A 17,567-nucleotide genomic window follows, 5' to 3' on the forward strand; every position below is an offset into this window, starting at 1 on the left:
AGTAAAGTAATAGCGAATCGTTATTCGTAAAATCCAGATTCTTACGAACCCGATTGCGCACGTTAATTATGTATACTGTGTAGGCGCATTAAGTCGATTACAAGACTTTTGCGCGATTTACTTCATCCCGTGTTATGTTATTTCAAGCTGTAAGAAGGAAAACCTGTTCGACATGAAACTGTTTAAATCGTTCCATTGGACTGGCATCGCGGCTTTGACGGTGTGTTTGTTACCGGCATGTTCCGGCCCTGATTATGATCCGGAGAAGCAGTGGCTGCATGGCAAAGAAGGGATTTACGCGGCAGATATTTCATCCGATGGCACCCTGGCGGTGGTTTCGGGGGTGAATAATGGTATCGATGTGTGGCAGGTAAAAGCTAGTGAGCCGATGTATCATTGGTCCCATCAGGGGGAGGCGGCGAATCTGGTAAATACCATCCATATTTCCGCCGATAAAAAAGTGGTGGTCACCAGTGACCGTGAAGCGTTTGCGTTATGGAGTCTGGAAAGCGGCGAGCCAATGGGCTTTTGGCGAATTGACACGTCCACCATTCGTGACGTTGCAGTGGCCAATGATGGTAAAGGAATTCTGGTTGGTCGTTCGAACGGTAAAGCCATGTATTTTGAACCGGAAACCGGCCGCAGGCTGGAGTTTTTTGGCCATCAGGAAAAAATTAACAGTGTAGATATATCTCCCAACGGCAAGTATGCTCTCACCGGCTCCAATGACTACGTTGCTTACTTGTGGAGTACCGATAACGGGCAAATCATACATACCTTTACGCATCCCAGCCGGGTAACGTTGGTGGCTCTGGACGACGAGGGGCGTTATGCCTTTACCGCGGGCAGTCAGAAAAAGTCACAGATTTGGAATGTTCAAACAGGTGCACCGGTGGCTAACCTTCAGTATATTGCACGCCAGAAAATATTTACGGATGCTGTATTTTCTGAAGACGGCAACTATTTATTAACCGGCTCACCCACTCGCAGCGTGGATTTATGGGACGTTGCCACCGGTGAGTCCGTCGCTGAATGGAAAGTCACCCCTAAAGACGGTGCTTCCCCGCCCAGCGCCGTGGTTTACGCTGTCGGGTTTGCCGGCCCGCAAAGCATTGTCTCAGAAAGTAGTAGCGGTCTTGCCGAATTATGGGAATTTGAAAATGAGTAGTAACGACACGACATCATTAACTGATGCATATAATGCCATAGAAGAACTTCAGACCAAGGTAGCCTTTCAGGAGCATACCATCGATGAGTTAAACGATGCACTGACCGGGCAACAACACCAGATTGAAAAGCTGCAAATACAGATCCGGCATCTGATGGAGAAGATTAAAACGATGGAGCCTTCTGATATTGCCAGATTAAGTGATGAAACACCGCCACCGCACTATTGAGCCGAAAAAATTCGGCTGAGGTCCGTTGATAAAGAACTCACCATATCGTTGTGGCTTTTGTGAACATGATGAGGAAGATTATAGCTGCCCAAAAAGAAAGACTGGTAAGGACGTTGTATCGGGGCCTCCTCTATCTTCTGACTGACGACAACATGAACAAAATAATCAACGCGACGTTGATTAAATAAAGTCAGAAGTTGCCGTGGAGAATCGACATATGTCGCCAGGCCTTTGAGTGAGAATATGTGCCCGTCCTCATCAAGTAACGCCTTACTACCACGGCTACTATAAACACTGACTGATGTATCCTGAAAGCGCTGTTCAGTGCATTGAGTGTCTGGCGGACAGATAAGGTACAAGTCAAGGGGGAGTAAGGGAGGTCCAACCTGAAGGACATCAGGATAGCTTTTTGACAAATTAGAGCGCGCAGCCAGATCGGCATCAATCACGCCAGCGTTGAACAGCTTCAGCCTTCTTGCCATGGGTAATTGTACAAATCTCACTTTTGTACCAGCCGCTTTATACGCTCGCGCAATTTTTATTTCAAGATCCCGCGCTACGGGATAGTCGACAGATCCAATCAGAAACACCAAAGCGGTAGTTTTCAACGGGAACAACGCCATGCTAAGCGTAAAAACGTTACTATCTTCATCGTGCAATTGTGTGGGTTTTTATGAAGTATAGCGAAACCACTGATGCACATAGATTAATTATCCATCAAACATCACGCGTGGGTGTCCGATTTTGCGTGGGTGTCCGATTTTGCACGATTTTGTATAGCCTGACCCGCTTATCCACAGACTACTCTTTCGTTTTTTAATAAAAGCTAAGCACGGTTATGCGTCAGACGCGTTCTGATCACTGGCGGTCTGCTGTTTTTCTTCTTTTTGCTGCGTGGCATCTTCTAACTTAATGCTTTTTTCCACATCGCCTTTCATGGCATTGATGAATGCATTTTTTAGCACCCCCCCTATGGCGGGCAGTAGAGGCGTATCTGGTTTACTTAGCTGGCCCTCAATCGGGATGCGGGTAGCTATCTGCTCTTCTGACTGGTTTTCAAATAATTCGGCGATGAAGGCCGAACCCATTTCCACCATACCTTCAAAAAAGCCATCGTCGTCCTGCTCGATATCGCCTTCCCAGGAAAATATGGTCACATTTTTCAAAATAGGTTTAACATAACCACTGATATAACCATCGTCACTGGCAATTTCCATGGCTAGTTCCAGCGTGCCGGCCTCTAGATCGAACGGTGCATAAGCGTCCAACAGGTTCTCAAAATTAACCAGCGCTACATCATTAGCCTGAAGATCTAAATCAAACGTGGGTCGTTGGGTACTGGGATCCAGTGAAGTGGAAAGGGCTAATGTGCCTTGTTCGGCGGTTTGCGCCGAGGCATTGAAGGTGGCCATTAAATTTTTAGATAAATCGCGGCTGTTGACCAGGTTCTTACCTTCGCCATTAATGTTATGCAACGATACCTCCACAGGAGGTTCAGCGTCAGGGTTGTAAAAACCTATTTTGCCATCTGTAATTCGTAGATGATCAATTCTCAGCGGGAACAGTTGGTCAGCCAGGTTTAACCAGTTTTCAGACTCACCAGTTTGATCTTTACTGTCATCCTGCTGTGAGTCAATGAAGTTAATTTCAGGCCGCGTAAGCTGAACATCGCCCACTATTGCGCCATCCATAAGCGCCGACCACAGCAAGCTAAACTCAACTTTATTAGCCTTAAATAGCGGCCTGTCTACGGAGCCGCCCGTTTTGATAATCAGAATATCTTCCAGCTTATAGGCGCCCCGCCACAGCATGAGGTCGACATCCCCTACGCTGCCCGCATAGTCACCAGGCTGACTTAATGTTCGATTGATATACCATTGCGCAGCATAGGGCAATGAAAAGCGCACTAAGATAATCACTGCTACCACACTGAGGATAGACACCGTGAGCCGTTTTGAACGCTTTTTCATTCCTAATCTCTTTGATTGACCAGGGCAAAAGACTTGAAAAGTCTGTGCCACAAAAAGAATTTTTAAAATTTATTATTTTTCAATAGCTTATGCGCCATCGTGCAAACAGGGTTGTTGGCTGTAGCGGGAATATAATGTCAAAAGACGTAATTTTTACTCAGGCTTAAACACACCTATTACGTTTTCTCCATCTTTACGCTGTGATTTAATTTTGTCATCAGCCTGCGATTCCTGGTACCCACATTCCACACACTTTAATTTTTCCACATTATTTTCAAAGTACAGCATGATGGTATCCATGGCTTTGCATTCCGGACAGATCGCTCCGGCGATAAAGCGGCGTCGTTCTCGATTGGTCATAATACCTCTTGACGATATCGTTGTTCAGATAGTTTTATATTGTACATTATTCCTCTTCAACCTGTTCAGACGGATTAGTTAAAGGCGCGTAATACAAGCGACCGGCGTGGATTTTTGCTACCATACGCCGCGCAATCAGTAAGGTGTAAACAGCAGGTATGATTAAGCTCTCAGATATGACTTTGATGCGTGGCAGCAAGATATTGCTGGAATCGGCATCAGCGCAGATTTTTCCCGGCCACAAGGTGGCGCTAATTGGTAGTAACGGCTGTGGTAAGTCCAGCCTGTTTGCGCTGTTGCGCAATGAAATTTCACTGGATGCCGGTGATTGCAGTGTGCCGGCCCAATGGCGCATTGTAAGTGTGGCGCAGGAGACGCCGGCGGTTGACCGGTCTGCCATCGATTATGTTATCGATGGCGATAAACGTCTGCGCCAGTTACAGCATGAGTTGGCCGATGCCGAGCGTCAGCATGAGGGCGAAAAGATTGCTGCATTACATGATGCGCTCGCCCAGGCCGGCGCTTATGATGTGGAAGCGCGGGCAGCCACCATTCTGGCGGGGCTGGGCTTTGGTAATCATCAGCTTCAGGCTCCCGTTACCGACTTTTCTGGGGGCTGGCGGATGCGTTTGAATCTGGCTCAGGCACTGTTGTGTCCGTCTGATTTGTTATTGCTGGACGAGCCTACTAACCATCTTGATCTGGATGCTGTTATCTGGCTGGAGAAATGGTTGCAACGCTACACCGGCACGCTCATGCTGATTTCCCACGATAAAGCCTTTATTGATGCCACGGTCTCGCAAATTATTAGTGTCGAACAACAAAAGCTCGTCGCGTATACCGGTAACTATTCATCGTATGAGGTTCAGCGGGCCGAGCGTCTGCGATTACAAAACATCGAATATGAAAAGCAGCAGGATAAGATCGCGCATCTGGAGTCCTTTATTACCCGCTTTAAAGCAAAAGCCAGTAAAGCAAAACAGGCGCAAAGCAGAATCAAGCAACTTGAAAAGATGGAATCAATTTTGCCGGCGCATGCGGCCAGTGAGTTTAGCTTCTCGTTTGCGCCGCCGGACGATCTGCCCAACCCCCTTATTCGCATGGAACATGTCCAGTTAGGTTATGGTGATGCCGTTATTCTCAATGAGGTAAAGCTTAATCTGGTGCCGGGCAGCCGCATAGGTTTGCTGGGGAGAAACGGTCAGGGTAAGTCGACACTGATTAAGCTGTTGGCTGATGTCTTAAAGCCGCTAAAGGGGGAGTTTACCACTGCGCAGGGTCTCAAAGTGGGCTATTTTGCACAGCACCAGCTTGAGTATCTGGATCCCAAGGCTTCCCCGTTATTGCACTTACAACGTATTGATAGTCGTGCCACCGAACAGCAACTCAGAGATTTTCTGGGTGGCTTTGGTTTTTATGGTGATGCTGCGCTAAGCGCCGTGGCGCCCATGTCGGGTGGCGAAAAAGCCCGGTTAGTACTGGCGATTATTGTGTACCAGAAGCCGAACCTGTTGCTTCTGGATGAGCCGACCAACCATCTTGATTTGGAAATGCGCCATGCGCTTAACATGGCTTTACAGGGCTTTGACGGGGCGATGGTGCTGGTATCCCATGACCGTTTTTTGCTCGCTTCGGTGTGTGAGGACTTCTACCTGGTTGACAGCGGTAATGCAGCGCCCTTTGAAGGCGACCTTGATGATTATCGTGAATGGATCTTAAGCCAGCAAAATGACCAAAGACCAGCCAGAGAAACCCGTCCTAAAGACAATCGAAAGGCGCAGAAACGCAGGGATGCAGAGTTTAGAAAAACCATAGCACCGCACACCAAAGCCTTGCAAAAGCACGAAAAGAAACTAGAGACGTTATCGGCTGAACTTTCCCGACTGGAAACCCGTTTATCAGATACACAGCTATATGACGATGAAAATAAGGCAACGTTGCTGGCATTGCTGGAAGAACAGAAACAGTTAACCCAGGATCAGGAAAACACTGAACTGGCCTGGATGGAAGCTCAGGAAGCAATTGAACAGGCAAGGCAGGATTATGACAGTAACCCATGATTTATCCCCGGAAACTTTTTGGGCATTTTCAACCAAGCTATACAGTGATCCGGCACTTGCCGCACGGTGTCTGCGTCTACAGGATAATGCCGGCGTCAACGTGAATATGCTGCTGTTTTTATGCTGGTGCTTACAGCATCAGCGTATTGTTGTGCTAAAACAATGGCATACCCTGAAAGCTGCCATTGCACATAGCGACCAGGAGCTACAGCAGCATCGTCAGCGCCGTAGCGCCGCCAAAGAGCCGGAAAGTCCTGAACATGCAGACTATGAACAGCTTAAACACACGGAACTTGAACTGGAAGCACAGCAGCAGTCTGTGCTGGTCAGTGCATTTAACAATATGAATGTGGACAGCACGGATATGGCCGGTATAAATGCTAGTGTTGTAGCGTTTATTCATGCTTACACACTACGCGACAACCCCGAGGCAATTGCTGATATACGTCACATTATCAAGGACATTGTTTAACCGTATTATGACGTCACGAAAAAACCTGCTGCACGGAAAGATAGTAAAAAGTGCTTTTGAGGCTCCATGGTGGGCACGCAACCGACATCTTCAGACAATATGGCCGCGTTTTATCCAAAAACGCTTGCCGTTGGAATACCACTGGGAAAGAATCACTACGCCGGACAGCGATTTTCTGGATTTGGCGTGGGGCCCGAAACCGGCAAAAACCACTGGTATTGTTGCTATGTTTCACGGCCTTGAGGGGAGTATTCGCTCGCATTACGCCAACGACATGATGGCGGCTTTAAGCCATCAGGGCTGGCAGGTGGTGATGATGCATTTTCGTTCCTGTTCAGGTGAACCGAACCACTTGCCACGTGCTTATCATTCCGGCGATACCGAGGATCCGGCATTTTTTCTTGATTTATTAAGTGCCCGATTCCCTGAGTTACCCAAAGTCGCAGTCGGATTTTCGCTGGGCGCCAATATGCTGCTTAAACTGCTGGGCGAAAACCCTGCCCAGAAATGGTTAAATGCCGCTGTTGCTATATCGGCCCCACTAAAGTTAAGCGAATGCGCGCACAGTATTAATCAGGGGTTTGCCAGAATTTATCAAAAATATTTGCTGGGCAGCATGAAGGCCACACTGAAAAAGAAAATGGCATTTATTGATTATCGCAAGCTTATCCAGCTCAACCCCGACGATGTAGATAAAATAGATTCGTTCAGGCGGTTTGATGAGCTGGTCACTGCGCCGCTGCATGATTTTGCTGATGCTGAAGATTACTATCAAAAATGCAGTGCATTTCATTATATGAGTGCCATCCATTGCCCGACGTTGGTATTACACAGTATTGACGACCCGTTTATGAACCACCTGGTGGTACCAAAACAAGAAGAGCTGTCTGAAGCGGTAACGGTTGAATTAAGCGATCGCGGTGGCCATGTTGGCTTTATGCAGGGCAATATTTTACGCCCTCAGGTCTGGCTTCAGCAGCGAGTCAGAGAATTTTTAGCGCAGTATATGCCCATTACAGATCAGGAGAAAACGTGATTATACCTCTGGCCCAACTGGAAGAAGAGACCATCAGAAATATTGCTGAGGGCTTTGTGTTGCGAGAGGGTACCGACTATGGTGAGGTTGAATTGAGTTTTGGGGAAAAAGTAGACGCGGTGATTGCCCGTCTCACCTCAGGTGAGGCTGTTTTGGTATATTCTGAGCTGCATGAGAGTGTGGATATAAAACCCGCCGATACTTTTGCAAGTGATGACGAAGGAACTGCGTCAGCAGAGTAGCGCAAGTATGTTGCTTTGCAAGGAGAAAGCTCAGGACTCTATGGCGGCCCTGAGCAACACTATTTAAAAGGCGTAGCGCGCCGTTAGCTGAGTTATATCCACGTCATCAATACCTTCATGGCTCAGGCCGACCGCCCAACGCGGCGTAAAATAATAGTTGGCGCTGACTTTGAAAGTAACATCGCCGTCGTCCACATCGTAATAGCCTAGCTGACCAGCCAGTTCCAGCTCAGGCATGATCATCGAGCGGATACCAGCATTCAGACTAAACCCGCTATCATCAGAAGCACGCGTATCGACCCGCTCAAAATTAGCGCCAAAATATGCATCGGTGCGGCTGGTCAGCGGCATGCGATATCCTGCGCCCAGAGTCAGCATATCAAAATCAACATTTGACTCATCAAAGTGCTTATAGTCGCCATTAAGATAAATGTTGTTATCCATTAAATATTTACCGGCTACGGTGAAGCCGTCAGCATCCGCTCCCCCAGCGTCAAGCTCGCTATAGCCAGCTTCAACGTATTGCCAGTTTACATCCGAAAGTGCTCCGGTACTGAAAGTGCCCAGCAGCGCAGCTGTAAGTATGGGTAAACGCTTATACATAAGAACTCCTTGTGTTTGCGACAGGACAAAATCGTCTTTTTCATCTTGCCGGCTATTATTCTCTTGGTGTTGTGAGGTTTCTGCCAGACGGTTTGCAACTTATTTGCCAGCTGGTCAACTATTCTTGAGTGTTTTATTACTGCCCGTCTGCAACCGCGGGTTGTCATAGGTTTCGCTGGTTTACTCTTTTTATCTGTCTGAAATGAAAGACAGTTTTAGCCGGTGGATTCCCGGCTTACGGGCAGATTATATTTGCCCGAACTGATCTGAGTCAGTCAAAATTACATATCCTGTTGCTTATTCACTTCATTTTCCCTTAGCCCTGCTGACATTTCGGAGAGCCTCACATGCAGCAACGCCGCTTTACCACCCTGGCCTTTTTTCGCGGGGCGTTTGCATATAACGCACGAAATCTGTTGTCCGGTCATACTAGATTTAGTCGTTGGCTGACTAGCGTGCTGATAATAATTGTGGGTGTCAGCAGTGCACACGCGAATGCCGAGGCAGTGGGAAAAAGCAATTTGCCGGATAACAAGCCAATTCTGCAATCAGTGATTGAACAAGCCAGGAAGTCGGCCCAGGAAAGTTATGTGGCGGACGATCACGGGCTGGATGATCAGCTTAAGAATATGGACTATCAGGCCTATAAAGCTATCCATTTTAAACCGGAGCAGGCCTTATGGAAGGACGATAGTCCTTACAATATTCAGTTTTTCCACCCCGGCTTTTTATATGATGAGCCGGTAACAGTTAATATTGTTGAGCGGGATAACAGTACTCGTTTGCTGCCGTTTGACGCAAACATGTTTCGTTATGAGAAGAAAGCTAAAGAGGTAAGAGGGCTTACGGATGAAAAAAGCGGCTATGCTGGATTTCGTGTCCATTACCCGTTAAATAAAAATGACTACAAAGATGAGTTTGCGGTTTTTCAGGGCGCCTCGTATTTTCGGCTTATTGGTAAGGACCAGGTATACGGTATTTCGGCCCGCGGCCTGGCCATTGACACCGCTATGCCTGAAGGGGAAGAGTTTCCCCGTTTCACCGAGTTTTGGCTGATTAAACCTTCCAGTGCAGAATCATTGACCATCTACGCCAGACTGGAAAGCCCTTCGGTAGCCGGAGCGTATGCGTTTACCCTTTATCCTGGCAAATCGACCAAAGCCGATGTAAAGGCATGGCTATTTGCCCGGCAGGATATCGATAAACTAGGTATAGCACCTTTTACCAGTATGTTTTTGTATGGTGAAAATACCGAACAACGACACGACGACTATCGACCTGAAGTACATGATAGTGACGGTGTACTGATGATTACCGAAGCTGGCGAGCAAATATGGCGGCCGCTGACTAACCCTTCGCGCTTGCAGATTACTGCTTTAAGCGACACCGCGCCTCAGGCCTTCGGTATGCTGCAGCGTGATGGTAGCTTCAACAGTTACCTGGATGCCGAAGCAAACTATCATGCCCGTCCCGGGTTATGGGTGAAACCGAAAGCTGGCTTCGGTAAAGGTAAGCTAGAGGTAGTGGAGATACCTACCGATGCTGAGATTCATGACAACATTGTGGCTTACTGGGTGCCTGAAAAAGGGTTAAAAGAAGGCCAGAGCCGGTATTTTTCTTACGGCTTACGCACGGTGGATAAAGAGCCTAAGCTATACGATAAAGCGGTAGTTACGCGGACTCGGCAGGGCGTCAGCCATCTGCCTGGCTTTGAGTCCTCTGAGGAGCAGACAGTACGCCGGTTTGTGGTGGATTTTACCCTACCACGGGGGTTTAGTCTTGATACTGACGAGATAGATCTGATCTTAAATGCCAGTCGCGGCACGGTACAACAGGCCCGAATTTTTAAAGTAAATGGTAACAGTGAAATGCGGGCAACCTTTCTGTTAATGCCGGATTCGCAAAAAACAGTGGATATGCGTCTATTCCTCAACCATCAGGACAAACAAATCAGCGAGGTATGGAATTATGTCTACCAGCCAGAATAAGGCCGGTGACAGAAAAAACCCAAATGCCTTATTCACCCGGGCACGACGTTTTCGGCTGATCATCATGTTGATGCTGGTGCTACCTACCACCGCGCTGGCAACCTATAGTTTGTATGAGATTTTTCGGCCTAACCAACTGACGGCGCTGGAAGCCGGCCAGTTGATTTTAGCTGTGATGTTATTTGTATGGCTGTCCATGGCTTTCTGGACGGCGTTCATTGGTTTTATGCTTAAACTGTTGCATATTGACCCGCTAAGTTTACGACGTGAACTAAAACCTATCGATGAAAGCGTACCACTGACAAAACGGCATGCCATCATTATGCCCGTATACAACGAAGATACCCGGCGTATTATGGTGGGCTTTGAAGCCTGTGTGCGCGAATTGGTTGAATCGTCTGACGCCGATAAATTTGATTTTTATATGCTCAGTGATACCCGTGATGCAACACTAGCTCAGGCGGAACTTGATGCCTGGCAGTCGCTTATTCAACGAATGGGGCCGGCGGCCAATCGTATGTTTTACCGTCGGCGGGAAAAGAATATCGGCCGTAAGGTGGGCAATGTTACCGACTTTTGTGAGCGATGGGGCGCCCAGTACGAAGGAATGGTCGTACTGGATGCTGATAGCGTCATGTCGGCCACTCGTATGCGGGATTTAGCCAGAAGACTGGAACTGAATAATGATGTCGCGCTTATTCAGACGATTCCTATGCCGGTACGTCAGCACAGCTTTTTTGGTCGCTTTGTGCAGTTTGCCGCCCATCTCTACAGTCCCATGCTGGCCACCGGCCTGGCGTTTTGGCAAACCGACAGCGCAAATTATTGGGGACATAACGCCATAATTCGTATTGAGCCTTTCATGGCCCATTGCGGGTTGCCGGAAATGCCCGGTCCGGCTCCCTTTGGCGGGGATATTCTAAGTCATGATTTTGTTGAGGCGGCGCTGTTACGACGCGCAGGCTGGCAATGCTACCTGTTGACCGACACCGATGGCAGCTACGAAGAAGTGCCGGCCAATATGATTGATTATGCTATCCGTGACAGACGTTGGGTTCAAGGCAATATCCAGCATATGGGCCTGCTCTCTATTCGCGGGCTGAAAACCACAAACCGTCTGCATTTTTTGTTTGGTGCCTTCGCCTATATTTCATCCATTATTTTATTTGCCGTACTCATGCTTGGCACCGCTGATGCTATTGTACGTGCTACTACGCTGCCCGATTTCTTTGCCTCCCGTTATCAGTTATTTCCTGACTGGCCCATAGCTAAAGAAAAAATGATGTTGTGGACGCTGTGGGGCACCATTGCGCTGCTCTTCATGCCCAAAGTGCTGGGTATCGTGTTAGCCATGATTCAGCGACGAAAAGCCTTTGGCGGGCTATTCAGCCTGCTTAAGGGCGGGATTGTAGAGTTGATGATGGCAATACTTATCGCGCCGATCATGATGTTTTATCACAGTTACTTTGTATTGAGTGTTCTTATCGGGCACAAAGTCCGCTGGGATGCGCAGGCTCGTGAAGGGCGCATGGTGCCATGGAAAGATGCTTTTGCGTATACCCGCTGGATGACGCTACTGGCGGTGGCGTGGGGTGGGCTGACAGCCTGGTTTACCCCGGTACTGTTTGTCTGGTTGTTGCCGGTACTCACTGGCATGTTCATTGGGGCGGCGGTTATCCGCTTTACCAGCAGTGAGCGTGTTGGCCTGCTATGCCGCAAGCTGGGAATTTTCGTTATTGACGAAGAGCATAACGAAGATACTTCTTTGGTAAGAGTCAGACAGGGTATGGCTGATTATGGCCAGCCCTCGCAACATGGCGCAGTGCCCGACATTCCGCCGGCCCATCATCAACCGATGCCCATCCAAAATTTTGGCAGAAAACCTCTGCCTATGCGCAGCGCATTGCCGGTGGGTAAATAATCAGGGGCGGCTGGCGCCCCTTAGCATTAATGCTGTTCAAATACGACAGAGAAGGTTACCGGTACCGCCATAGTGATGCTTTGCAGGCCTGCGATGGCCTGCAATGTGTTTATTCCTTCAGCCAGGCCGAAGTCCCCCGCATTCACTATTGTCGGTGCCACCGTGGTCACTCTGAACGTGGCATCATCTAACCGGGATACAGCAACATCAAAAGTAGTGGCGACGTTCTTTCCATGAAGATCAATTGCACCTTCTACCGTCTGAATCGCCGATTCTCCAGGCTGCATGGTAAGCATTCCATCTGCTAATGTTGCTGAAAATCGAGCCTGAGGAAAGTTGCCAGTTTCAAACAGCTTCTCCTGCATGCGCGTGTCCCGAATTTCAATGCTGGTATTAACCGAGGTGAGGGGAACAGTCACGGTTAGTTCGCCACTGTCGCTGATGGTGCCAGCCAGCGCCTCAAAGCTGTGACGTTCAGTAATCTGTGCATTTTTGGTCGACAAAAAGTGAAGTTGCGACGCGCTTTCGTCGAGTTTCCAGTCAGCCGCTGCAACAGATGGCAGCACCAGGGCCAGGCTGGCAATTAAAGATTTATACACAGTTTATTCCTCTTCGTACTGGACAATATCCTGCCAGGGTACCCGTTGGTCCCCCATCACAACAAAGTCCGGGTTTTCCAGTGATTTTCGCTGGTTATAGGTAAGCGGTTCGAAGTTCGCCGCCAGAATTCGCCCGCCGGCTTCCTCAACAATGCACTGGGAAGCGCCTGTGTCCCACTCACCGGTGATGCCGATACGCATGAACACATCCGCTTTGCCTTCTGCGATAAAGCAGGACTTTAAAGAACAGCTACCCAGCGGCAGGGTCTGGTAGACGCGACGTGCCGTCAGACGCGACATGATTTTTTCCCGTGACTGGCGACGGCTGATGGCAATCATCACGACACTGTTGTGTGGATCGTCCAGCTTGCGCACGTGAATACGGCGGTGCTCGTCGGGACTATCCTTATAGGCGCCATTGCCCTTACTGGCGTAATAGAGTGACTGTCCGGGCGGCCAGAAAATAACGCCAATAACAGGCTCGTTATTTTCAATCAAAGCAATATTGATGGCAAAATCTCCGCTGCGGGCAATAAACTCCTGCGTGCCGTCGATGGGGTCAATAAGCCAGTAACGCGGCCAGTCCTTACGTTCGGACAAACTGGCATGCTTATTCTCTTCGGAAAGAATGGGGATATCCGGGGTCGCTTCTTTGAGGCGTTTATTGATGATGTCATTGGCACAATAATCGGCGCTGGTTACCGGCGAATCATCGTCTTTCTGATAAGCGTCGAATTTACCCGTATCATAAATGGATAAAACCTCTCGGCCAGCTTCTACCGCCACATCTTTGGCAAGCGCCAGTAAATCCTGTCTGTCATCTTCAGGCATCGTGTTACCGCTCCTTTAACCACTGTTGCGCTAAAAACAAGGCGGCAATACACCGCGCTTCTATAAAATCATCACGGCTCAGCAGCGAGGCTGCATCGCTCATTTTCCATTTCACCACATCCAGAGGTTCCGGCTCATCGCCCGGTAGCTCTTTGGGGTACAAATCACGGGCCACCACAATGCGCATTTCAGAATTGAAGAAATTAGGAGCCATGTTCACTTTATGGATTTCTTCTATATGATTAGCTCCAAATCCAGCTTCTTCCTGAAGCTCACGATTTGCCGCTTCTACAGCACTTTCGCCCGGGTCGATGAGCCCTTTGGGAAAGCCTAGCTGATAAGAATGGTTGCCGGCAGCATACTCGCGCACCAGAATCATCGTGTCATCATCTAACATGGGAACAATCATCACCGCACCGTGAGAGGTGCCAGCCATTCGTTCAAACTGTCGGGTGGCGCCGTTGGAGAATTCAAGATCAACGCGCTCTACTTTAAACAGGCGGCTTCTGGCCACAATCTCCCGATGATGAATCTGGGGTAACGTTTTGGCTGGATCTATTTTACTCATGTTTATCGTGGCTTTTCTTCGGTATTATGTGGTTAGTCTAAAGCTTAACGCAATAGAAGGAAATGTGCTTGCCCACTCTGCCCTGGAATCAGATTGATACCGTTCTGCTGGATATGGACGGCACCTTACTTGATCTACATTACGACAATCATTTCTGGACAGATTATCTGCCTCAGAAACTGGCGCACGCCACCGGTTTGCATCCTGATGCGTGCAAAGCACAACTGATGTCTCATTATGCGCGGGTCAGTGGGCAAATCCAGTGGTACTGTCTCGATTACTGGGCGACACAGCTCAATCTCGACATTCTTGCTGCGAAACGGGAAATCGCTCACCTTATTTCATTGCGCCCCGATACCATCGCATTTTTAGATGCACTGAAGCAATCTGGTCGCGATGTGGTATTGGTCACCAACTCGCATCCTGACGGACTGACTTTAAAAATCGAACGTACACAGCTGGATGCCCACATAGATACGCTGATTTCCACTCATGAGTTTGGTGTGACCAAAGAATCGCAGTCGTTATGGCAGCAATTGCACCATCGCTTGAAATTTGATCCGGATAAAACCTTATTTGTAGATGACAGTCTACCCATTTTGACTGCGGCCCGTGAGTTTGGCATTGCGCATTTGCTTGCAGTGGCCAATCCAGATAGTCAGCAACCAGTAAAGCAAATTACAGACTTTCCGGCTGTTACTGATTATCGTGATCTGATCGAAGCGATTATCAGTTCGCCAGTTCAACATGCAGGCACTGAACAATGACAGAATGTATTGTCGGCTCTGAAAACCCGGTAAAAATTAATGCCGCGCAGGTGGCCTTGGCTAAAGTATTGAACAAATCCATAACGATTACGCCGATGGCGGTATCCAGTGGCGTAGCTGATCAGCCGCTGTCACAGGAGGACACGCGGCAGGGGGCAATCAACCGAATCAATGCCTGTGTAAATAACGTCAGTCAGTCGCGCCGTGAACATAGCTGGTTTGTGGCAATTGAGGGGGGCGTGGATCATTTTGCTGATGGTCCGGCAACCTTTGCTTATGTAGCGATTTATCACCAGGGCATATGGTCGGTTAACCGCGGAGCCAGCCTGCCGCTACCCGGTATAATTTATCAGGCCCTCGAAGAAGGGCGTGAGCTGGGTGATGTAATGGACGATGTTTTTGCTACCAATAATGTTAAACAAAAAGAAGGCGCCATCGGCCTGCTCACCAATAATCTGGCCACGCGGCAAAGTATTTATGAATCTGTACTCATTCTCGCATTAGCAAAATTTAATCATCCTCAGCTGTACGGCGGCATTTAACAGCCGGCCATGAGCTGTACGTGAAATTCTGTACCAGCGCCCTGAAATTTATTCGCGCTGGCTAACAGGTTGATATTAAGATAATTGCAGGATCACAGCAGATAACACCATGATCGTGTGAGAGATCTTCCTAACTCGACAAGTTGGCGTTGTTGTTGCACCTTCTGGAACACATGTTCAAATCAGGAGACAATTAATGTCCAATACGGTTGAAACAATCAATCCCGCAACAGAGCAAACACTTAAGTCATATACATTACTCAGTACAGAGGAAGCGAAAAAAGCAGTAGATGCATCTCACGAGGCATTTACCAGCTGGCGCAAAACTTCCTTGCAAGAACGAAGCAAACTAATGAATGCGCTGGCTGATAAAATCGATGAGCGAGCCGATGATATTGTCGAACTGATGATTGATGAAATGGGCAAGGTTACCGAGCAGGGTTATCAGGAAGTTGAATTGTGCGCCGCCATTTGCCGCTACACCGCGGAAAATGCTGAAACACAGCTTGCCGATGAAAAGCGTGAGTATGACGGCGGTAACGCCATCATTACTTATCAGCCAATCGGTGTCATTCTGGGCATTCAGCCCTGGAATTTTCCTTTGTATCAAGTCATCCGTTACAGCGTTCCCAATATCATGGCAGGAAATACTACGGTCTTAAAGCATGCTGACAATGTGTTCGGTATGGCTGAAATGATTCAGGAACTGTATGAAGAAGCGGGTTTTCCGAAAAATGTCTATCAGTCTCTGCTTATCAGCGGCGAGACAGCCAGTGACCTGATTCAGCACGATAAAGTGCGCGGTGTCACATTTACCGGTTCAGATAAGGTTGGCAAAATGGTTGGCGAAAATGCCGGCAGCCAGTCGAAGAAAAGTGTTCTTGAACTTGGGAGTAACGATGCATTCGTCGTGCTTGAAGATGCGGATATTGAAACCGCTGTTCAGGCATGTGTTCAGGGCCGCATAATCAACAATGGTGAAACATGTGTCTCTGCTAAACGTTTTATCATAGCTGATAAAATCTATGACGAGTTCAGAGATGCCTATGTGGCAGAATTTAAAAAACTTAAAGTAGGCAATCCACGCGATACAGACACCGATGTAGGGCCAATGGCGCGCAAGGATCTTCGCGATAAGCTTAATGATCAGGTTCAGGAATCTGTCAAAAATGGTGCAACCTGCACGCTGGGTGGCGATATGACTAGTGGCACCGGTTATTACTATCCGCTGACTATTCTTGAGGACGTAAAGCCAGGCATGCCAGCATATGATGACGAATTGTTTGGCCCCGTCGCCTCATTCATTCGTGCCAAAGATGATGGTGATGCCATGCGCATAGCTAATGATTCTCGCTATGGACTGGGCGGAGGAATTTTCTCTTCTGACGAGAAGAAAGCTGTAGAGCTGGCCCGCACCGAGTTTGATACCGGTATGGTTAACATTAACGGCTATTCACTGGCGCAACCTAACCTGCCATTTGGCGGCGTAAAAGAAAGCGGCTACGGGCGTGAACACGGTGGCTTCGGCATCAAAGAGTTCGTTAACGCCAAAACAATATTCATTGCCGAATAAATAGTAAGACGATAGACAAACGCGCTGGTCTGAACGACCAGCGCGTTTTTTTATGCTTAAAATAAGATGAAATAGAGAGGTTGGCGTCAGTATTACCCAGTCGCTATGTTCTAACTTGCTAAGTCTTAAAAGCTATGGTGTTGGCACTTATGGGGCCATTGAGCCGTACGGTTGCGCAGTAACTATATACAGTCTTTACTGAACAACGCTGCCACAACTACCGTGTATCGTCCCTAATATTGACAAATCGAGTAGCCGAAACAAAAAGTAAACCGTAGAGCAGCCCACTGCTTATTCCCATCGCCTCTGCTAAGGGCTTGAAAAGCGGCAGATGAAGAAGAAATACAGGGATTACGCCAATCACAATTATTTTAAATTTCACGGTTGAGGTAAAGGGTGAGTTGCAATAGGGGCACCTCTTCTTTTTGCCCAGTTTGTTAGCCGCTTTCGAAAAAACACCTATTTTTTTTCTCGCAGGCGGGACATCTGAAAAACTGCTCGTTAGCATGGTATGTCTGCGTATTGGCGGCTGCAGCATTACCTGCATCTGATTGGCGTGTGGCTAATACAGTTTGTAGTGTTTCTGTTCGCTCCGGAAAAGCGTCTTTATCGATGGTTCTGAGCGTGCTATCAAGCTT

18 protein-coding genes are annotated in these 17,567 nt (G+C 48.2%); 11 read left to right on the forward strand and 7 right to left on the reverse strand.

Annotated features, from left to right (window positions below; translation table 11 throughout):
• Positions 1 to 172: 172 nt before the first annotated feature.
• Positions 173 to 1,168 carry a WD40 repeat domain-containing protein gene (locus F458_RS0104990; protein ID WP_018982285.1) on the forward strand — a complete coding sequence of 332 codons (996 nt, stop codon included), beginning with the start codon at positions 173 to 175 and terminating at the stop codon, positions 1,166 to 1,168.
• The gene (locus F458_RS0104995) at positions 1,161 to 1,397 is read left to right on the forward strand and encodes a SlyX family protein (RefSeq protein WP_018982286.1); all 237 of its coding nucleotides are present in this window, start codon (positions 1,161 to 1,163) and stop codon (positions 1,395 to 1,397) included. Before F458_RS0104990 ends, F458_RS0104995 begins: the two co-directional genes overlap by 8 nt.
• Here F458_RS0104995 and F458_RS0105000 read toward each other — a convergent pair.
• The 3 genes from F458_RS0105000 to F458_RS0105010 form a co-directional block, all read right to left on the reverse strand.
• Entirely contained in the window at positions 1,391 to 1,900 is a 510-nt protein-coding gene (locus F458_RS0105000; RefSeq protein WP_156824169.1) for a hypothetical protein, read from the reverse strand. The two genes, F458_RS0104995 and F458_RS0105000, sit on opposite strands and share 7 nt — an antisense overlap.
• Positions 1,901 to 2,233: 333 nt before the next feature.
• Entirely contained in the window at positions 2,234 to 3,367 is a 1,134-nt protein-coding gene (locus tag F458_RS0105005) for an AsmA family protein (protein ID WP_018982288.1), read from the reverse strand.
• Between the two features lie 153 nt (positions 3,368 to 3,520).
• Complete coding sequence (locus F458_RS0105010; RefSeq protein ID WP_026294511.1) at positions 3,521 to 3,727, reverse strand: YheV family putative zinc ribbon protein; 207 nt, start codon at positions 3,725 to 3,727, stop codon at positions 3,521 to 3,523.
• A gap of 158 nt (positions 3,728 to 3,885) precedes the next feature.
• On the opposite strand from F458_RS0105010, the gene F458_RS0105015 reads away from it, so the two are divergent.
• The 4 genes from F458_RS0105015 to F458_RS0105030 are packed head-to-tail and all read left to right on the forward strand — an operon-like array spanning position 3,886 to position 7,537.
• A complete protein-coding gene (locus F458_RS0105015) occupies positions 3,886 to 5,787 on the forward strand; it encodes an ATP-binding cassette domain-containing protein (protein WP_026294512.1) in 1,902 nt (633 codons plus the stop codon).
• Positions 5,771 to 6,259, forward strand: a complete 489-nt coding sequence (locus F458_RS19050; RefSeq protein WP_018982292.1) for a TIGR02444 family protein — start codon at positions 5,771 to 5,773, stop codon at positions 6,257 to 6,259. Before F458_RS0105015 ends, F458_RS19050 begins: the two co-directional genes overlap by 17 nt.
• A 7-nt stretch (positions 6,260 to 6,266) precedes the next feature.
• Positions 6,267 to 7,295: a hydrolase gene (locus tag F458_RS0105025; RefSeq protein ID WP_018982293.1), complete on the forward strand. Its 1,029-nt coding sequence runs from the start codon at positions 6,267 to 6,269 to the stop codon at positions 7,293 to 7,295.
• On the forward strand, positions 7,292 to 7,537 hold the full coding sequence (locus tag F458_RS0105030; RefSeq protein WP_018982294.1) for a YheU family protein: 246 nt from the start codon (positions 7,292 to 7,294) through the stop codon (positions 7,535 to 7,537). The genes F458_RS0105025 and F458_RS0105030 overlap by 4 nt, the downstream gene beginning before the upstream one ends.
• Before the next feature lie 63 nt (positions 7,538 to 7,600).
• Here the strand turns inward: F458_RS0105030 and F458_RS0105035 are convergent, their stop codons facing one another.
• Positions 7,601 to 8,140 (reverse strand): outer membrane beta-barrel protein, encoded by a 540-nt coding sequence (locus tag F458_RS0105035; RefSeq protein ID WP_018982295.1) that lies wholly within the window; start codon positions 8,138 to 8,140, stop codon positions 7,601 to 7,603.
• Positions 8,141 to 8,487: 347 nt separating this feature from the next.
• Between F458_RS0105035 and F458_RS0105040 the strand changes: the two genes are divergently transcribed.
• Entirely contained in the window at positions 8,488 to 10,128 is a 1,641-nt protein-coding gene (locus tag F458_RS0105040; protein WP_018982296.1) for a glucan biosynthesis protein, read from the forward strand.
• Positions 10,109 to 12,049 (forward strand): glucans biosynthesis glucosyltransferase MdoH, encoded by a 1,941-nt coding sequence (gene mdoH / locus F458_RS0105045; protein WP_018982297.1) that lies wholly within the window; start codon positions 10,109 to 10,111, stop codon positions 12,047 to 12,049. Before F458_RS0105040 ends, mdoH begins: the two co-directional genes overlap by 20 nt.
• Before the next feature lie 26 nt (positions 12,050 to 12,075).
• On the opposite strand, the gene F458_RS0105050 is transcribed toward mdoH, so the two are convergent.
• Genes F458_RS0105050 through nudE form a run of 3 tightly spaced genes read right to left on the reverse strand, consistent with a single transcriptional unit; the run spans position 12,076 to position 14,047 of the window.
• Entirely contained in the window at positions 12,076 to 12,648 is a 573-nt protein-coding gene (locus F458_RS0105050; protein ID WP_018982298.1) for a YceI family protein, read from the reverse strand.
• Positions 12,649 to 12,651: 3 nt separating this feature from the next.
• Positions 12,652 to 13,479 carry a 3'(2'),5'-bisphosphate nucleotidase CysQ gene (gene cysQ, locus F458_RS0105055; RefSeq protein WP_018982299.1) on the reverse strand — a complete coding sequence of 276 codons (828 nt, stop codon included), beginning with the start codon at positions 13,477 to 13,479 and terminating at the stop codon, positions 12,652 to 12,654.
• A gap of 4 nt (positions 13,480 to 13,483) precedes the next feature.
• The gene (nudE, locus tag F458_RS0105060) at positions 13,484 to 14,047 is read right to left on the reverse strand and encodes an ADP compounds hydrolase NudE (RefSeq protein ID WP_018982300.1); all 564 of its coding nucleotides are present in this window, start codon (positions 14,045 to 14,047) and stop codon (positions 13,484 to 13,486) included.
• 68 nt (positions 14,048 to 14,115) lie between these two features.
• On the opposite strand from nudE, the gene yrfG reads away from it, so the two are divergent.
• From yrfG to F458_RS0105075, 3 genes are all read left to right on the forward strand, one after another.
• Positions 14,116 to 14,814, forward strand: coding sequence for a GMP/IMP nucleotidase (yrfG, locus tag F458_RS0105065; protein ID WP_018982301.1), 699 nt, complete (start codon positions 14,116 to 14,118; stop codon positions 14,812 to 14,814).
• Positions 14,811 to 15,356, forward strand: coding sequence for an inosine/xanthosine triphosphatase (yjjX, locus tag F458_RS0105070; RefSeq protein ID WP_018982302.1), 546 nt, complete (start codon positions 14,811 to 14,813; stop codon positions 15,354 to 15,356). Before yrfG ends, yjjX begins: the two co-directional genes overlap by 4 nt.
• A 196-nt stretch (positions 15,357 to 15,552) precedes the next feature.
• Entirely contained in the window at positions 15,553 to 16,929 is a 1,377-nt protein-coding gene (locus F458_RS0105075; protein ID WP_018982303.1) for an NAD-dependent succinate-semialdehyde dehydrogenase, read from the forward strand.
• Positions 16,930 to 17,567 lie beyond the last annotated feature (638 nt).

Origin of the sequence: Salinimonas chungwhensis DSM 16280, assembly GCF_000378185.1 — a bacterium.
Classification (GTDB): Bacteria; Pseudomonadota; Gammaproteobacteria; order Enterobacterales; family Alteromonadaceae; genus Alteromonas; species Alteromonas chungwhensis.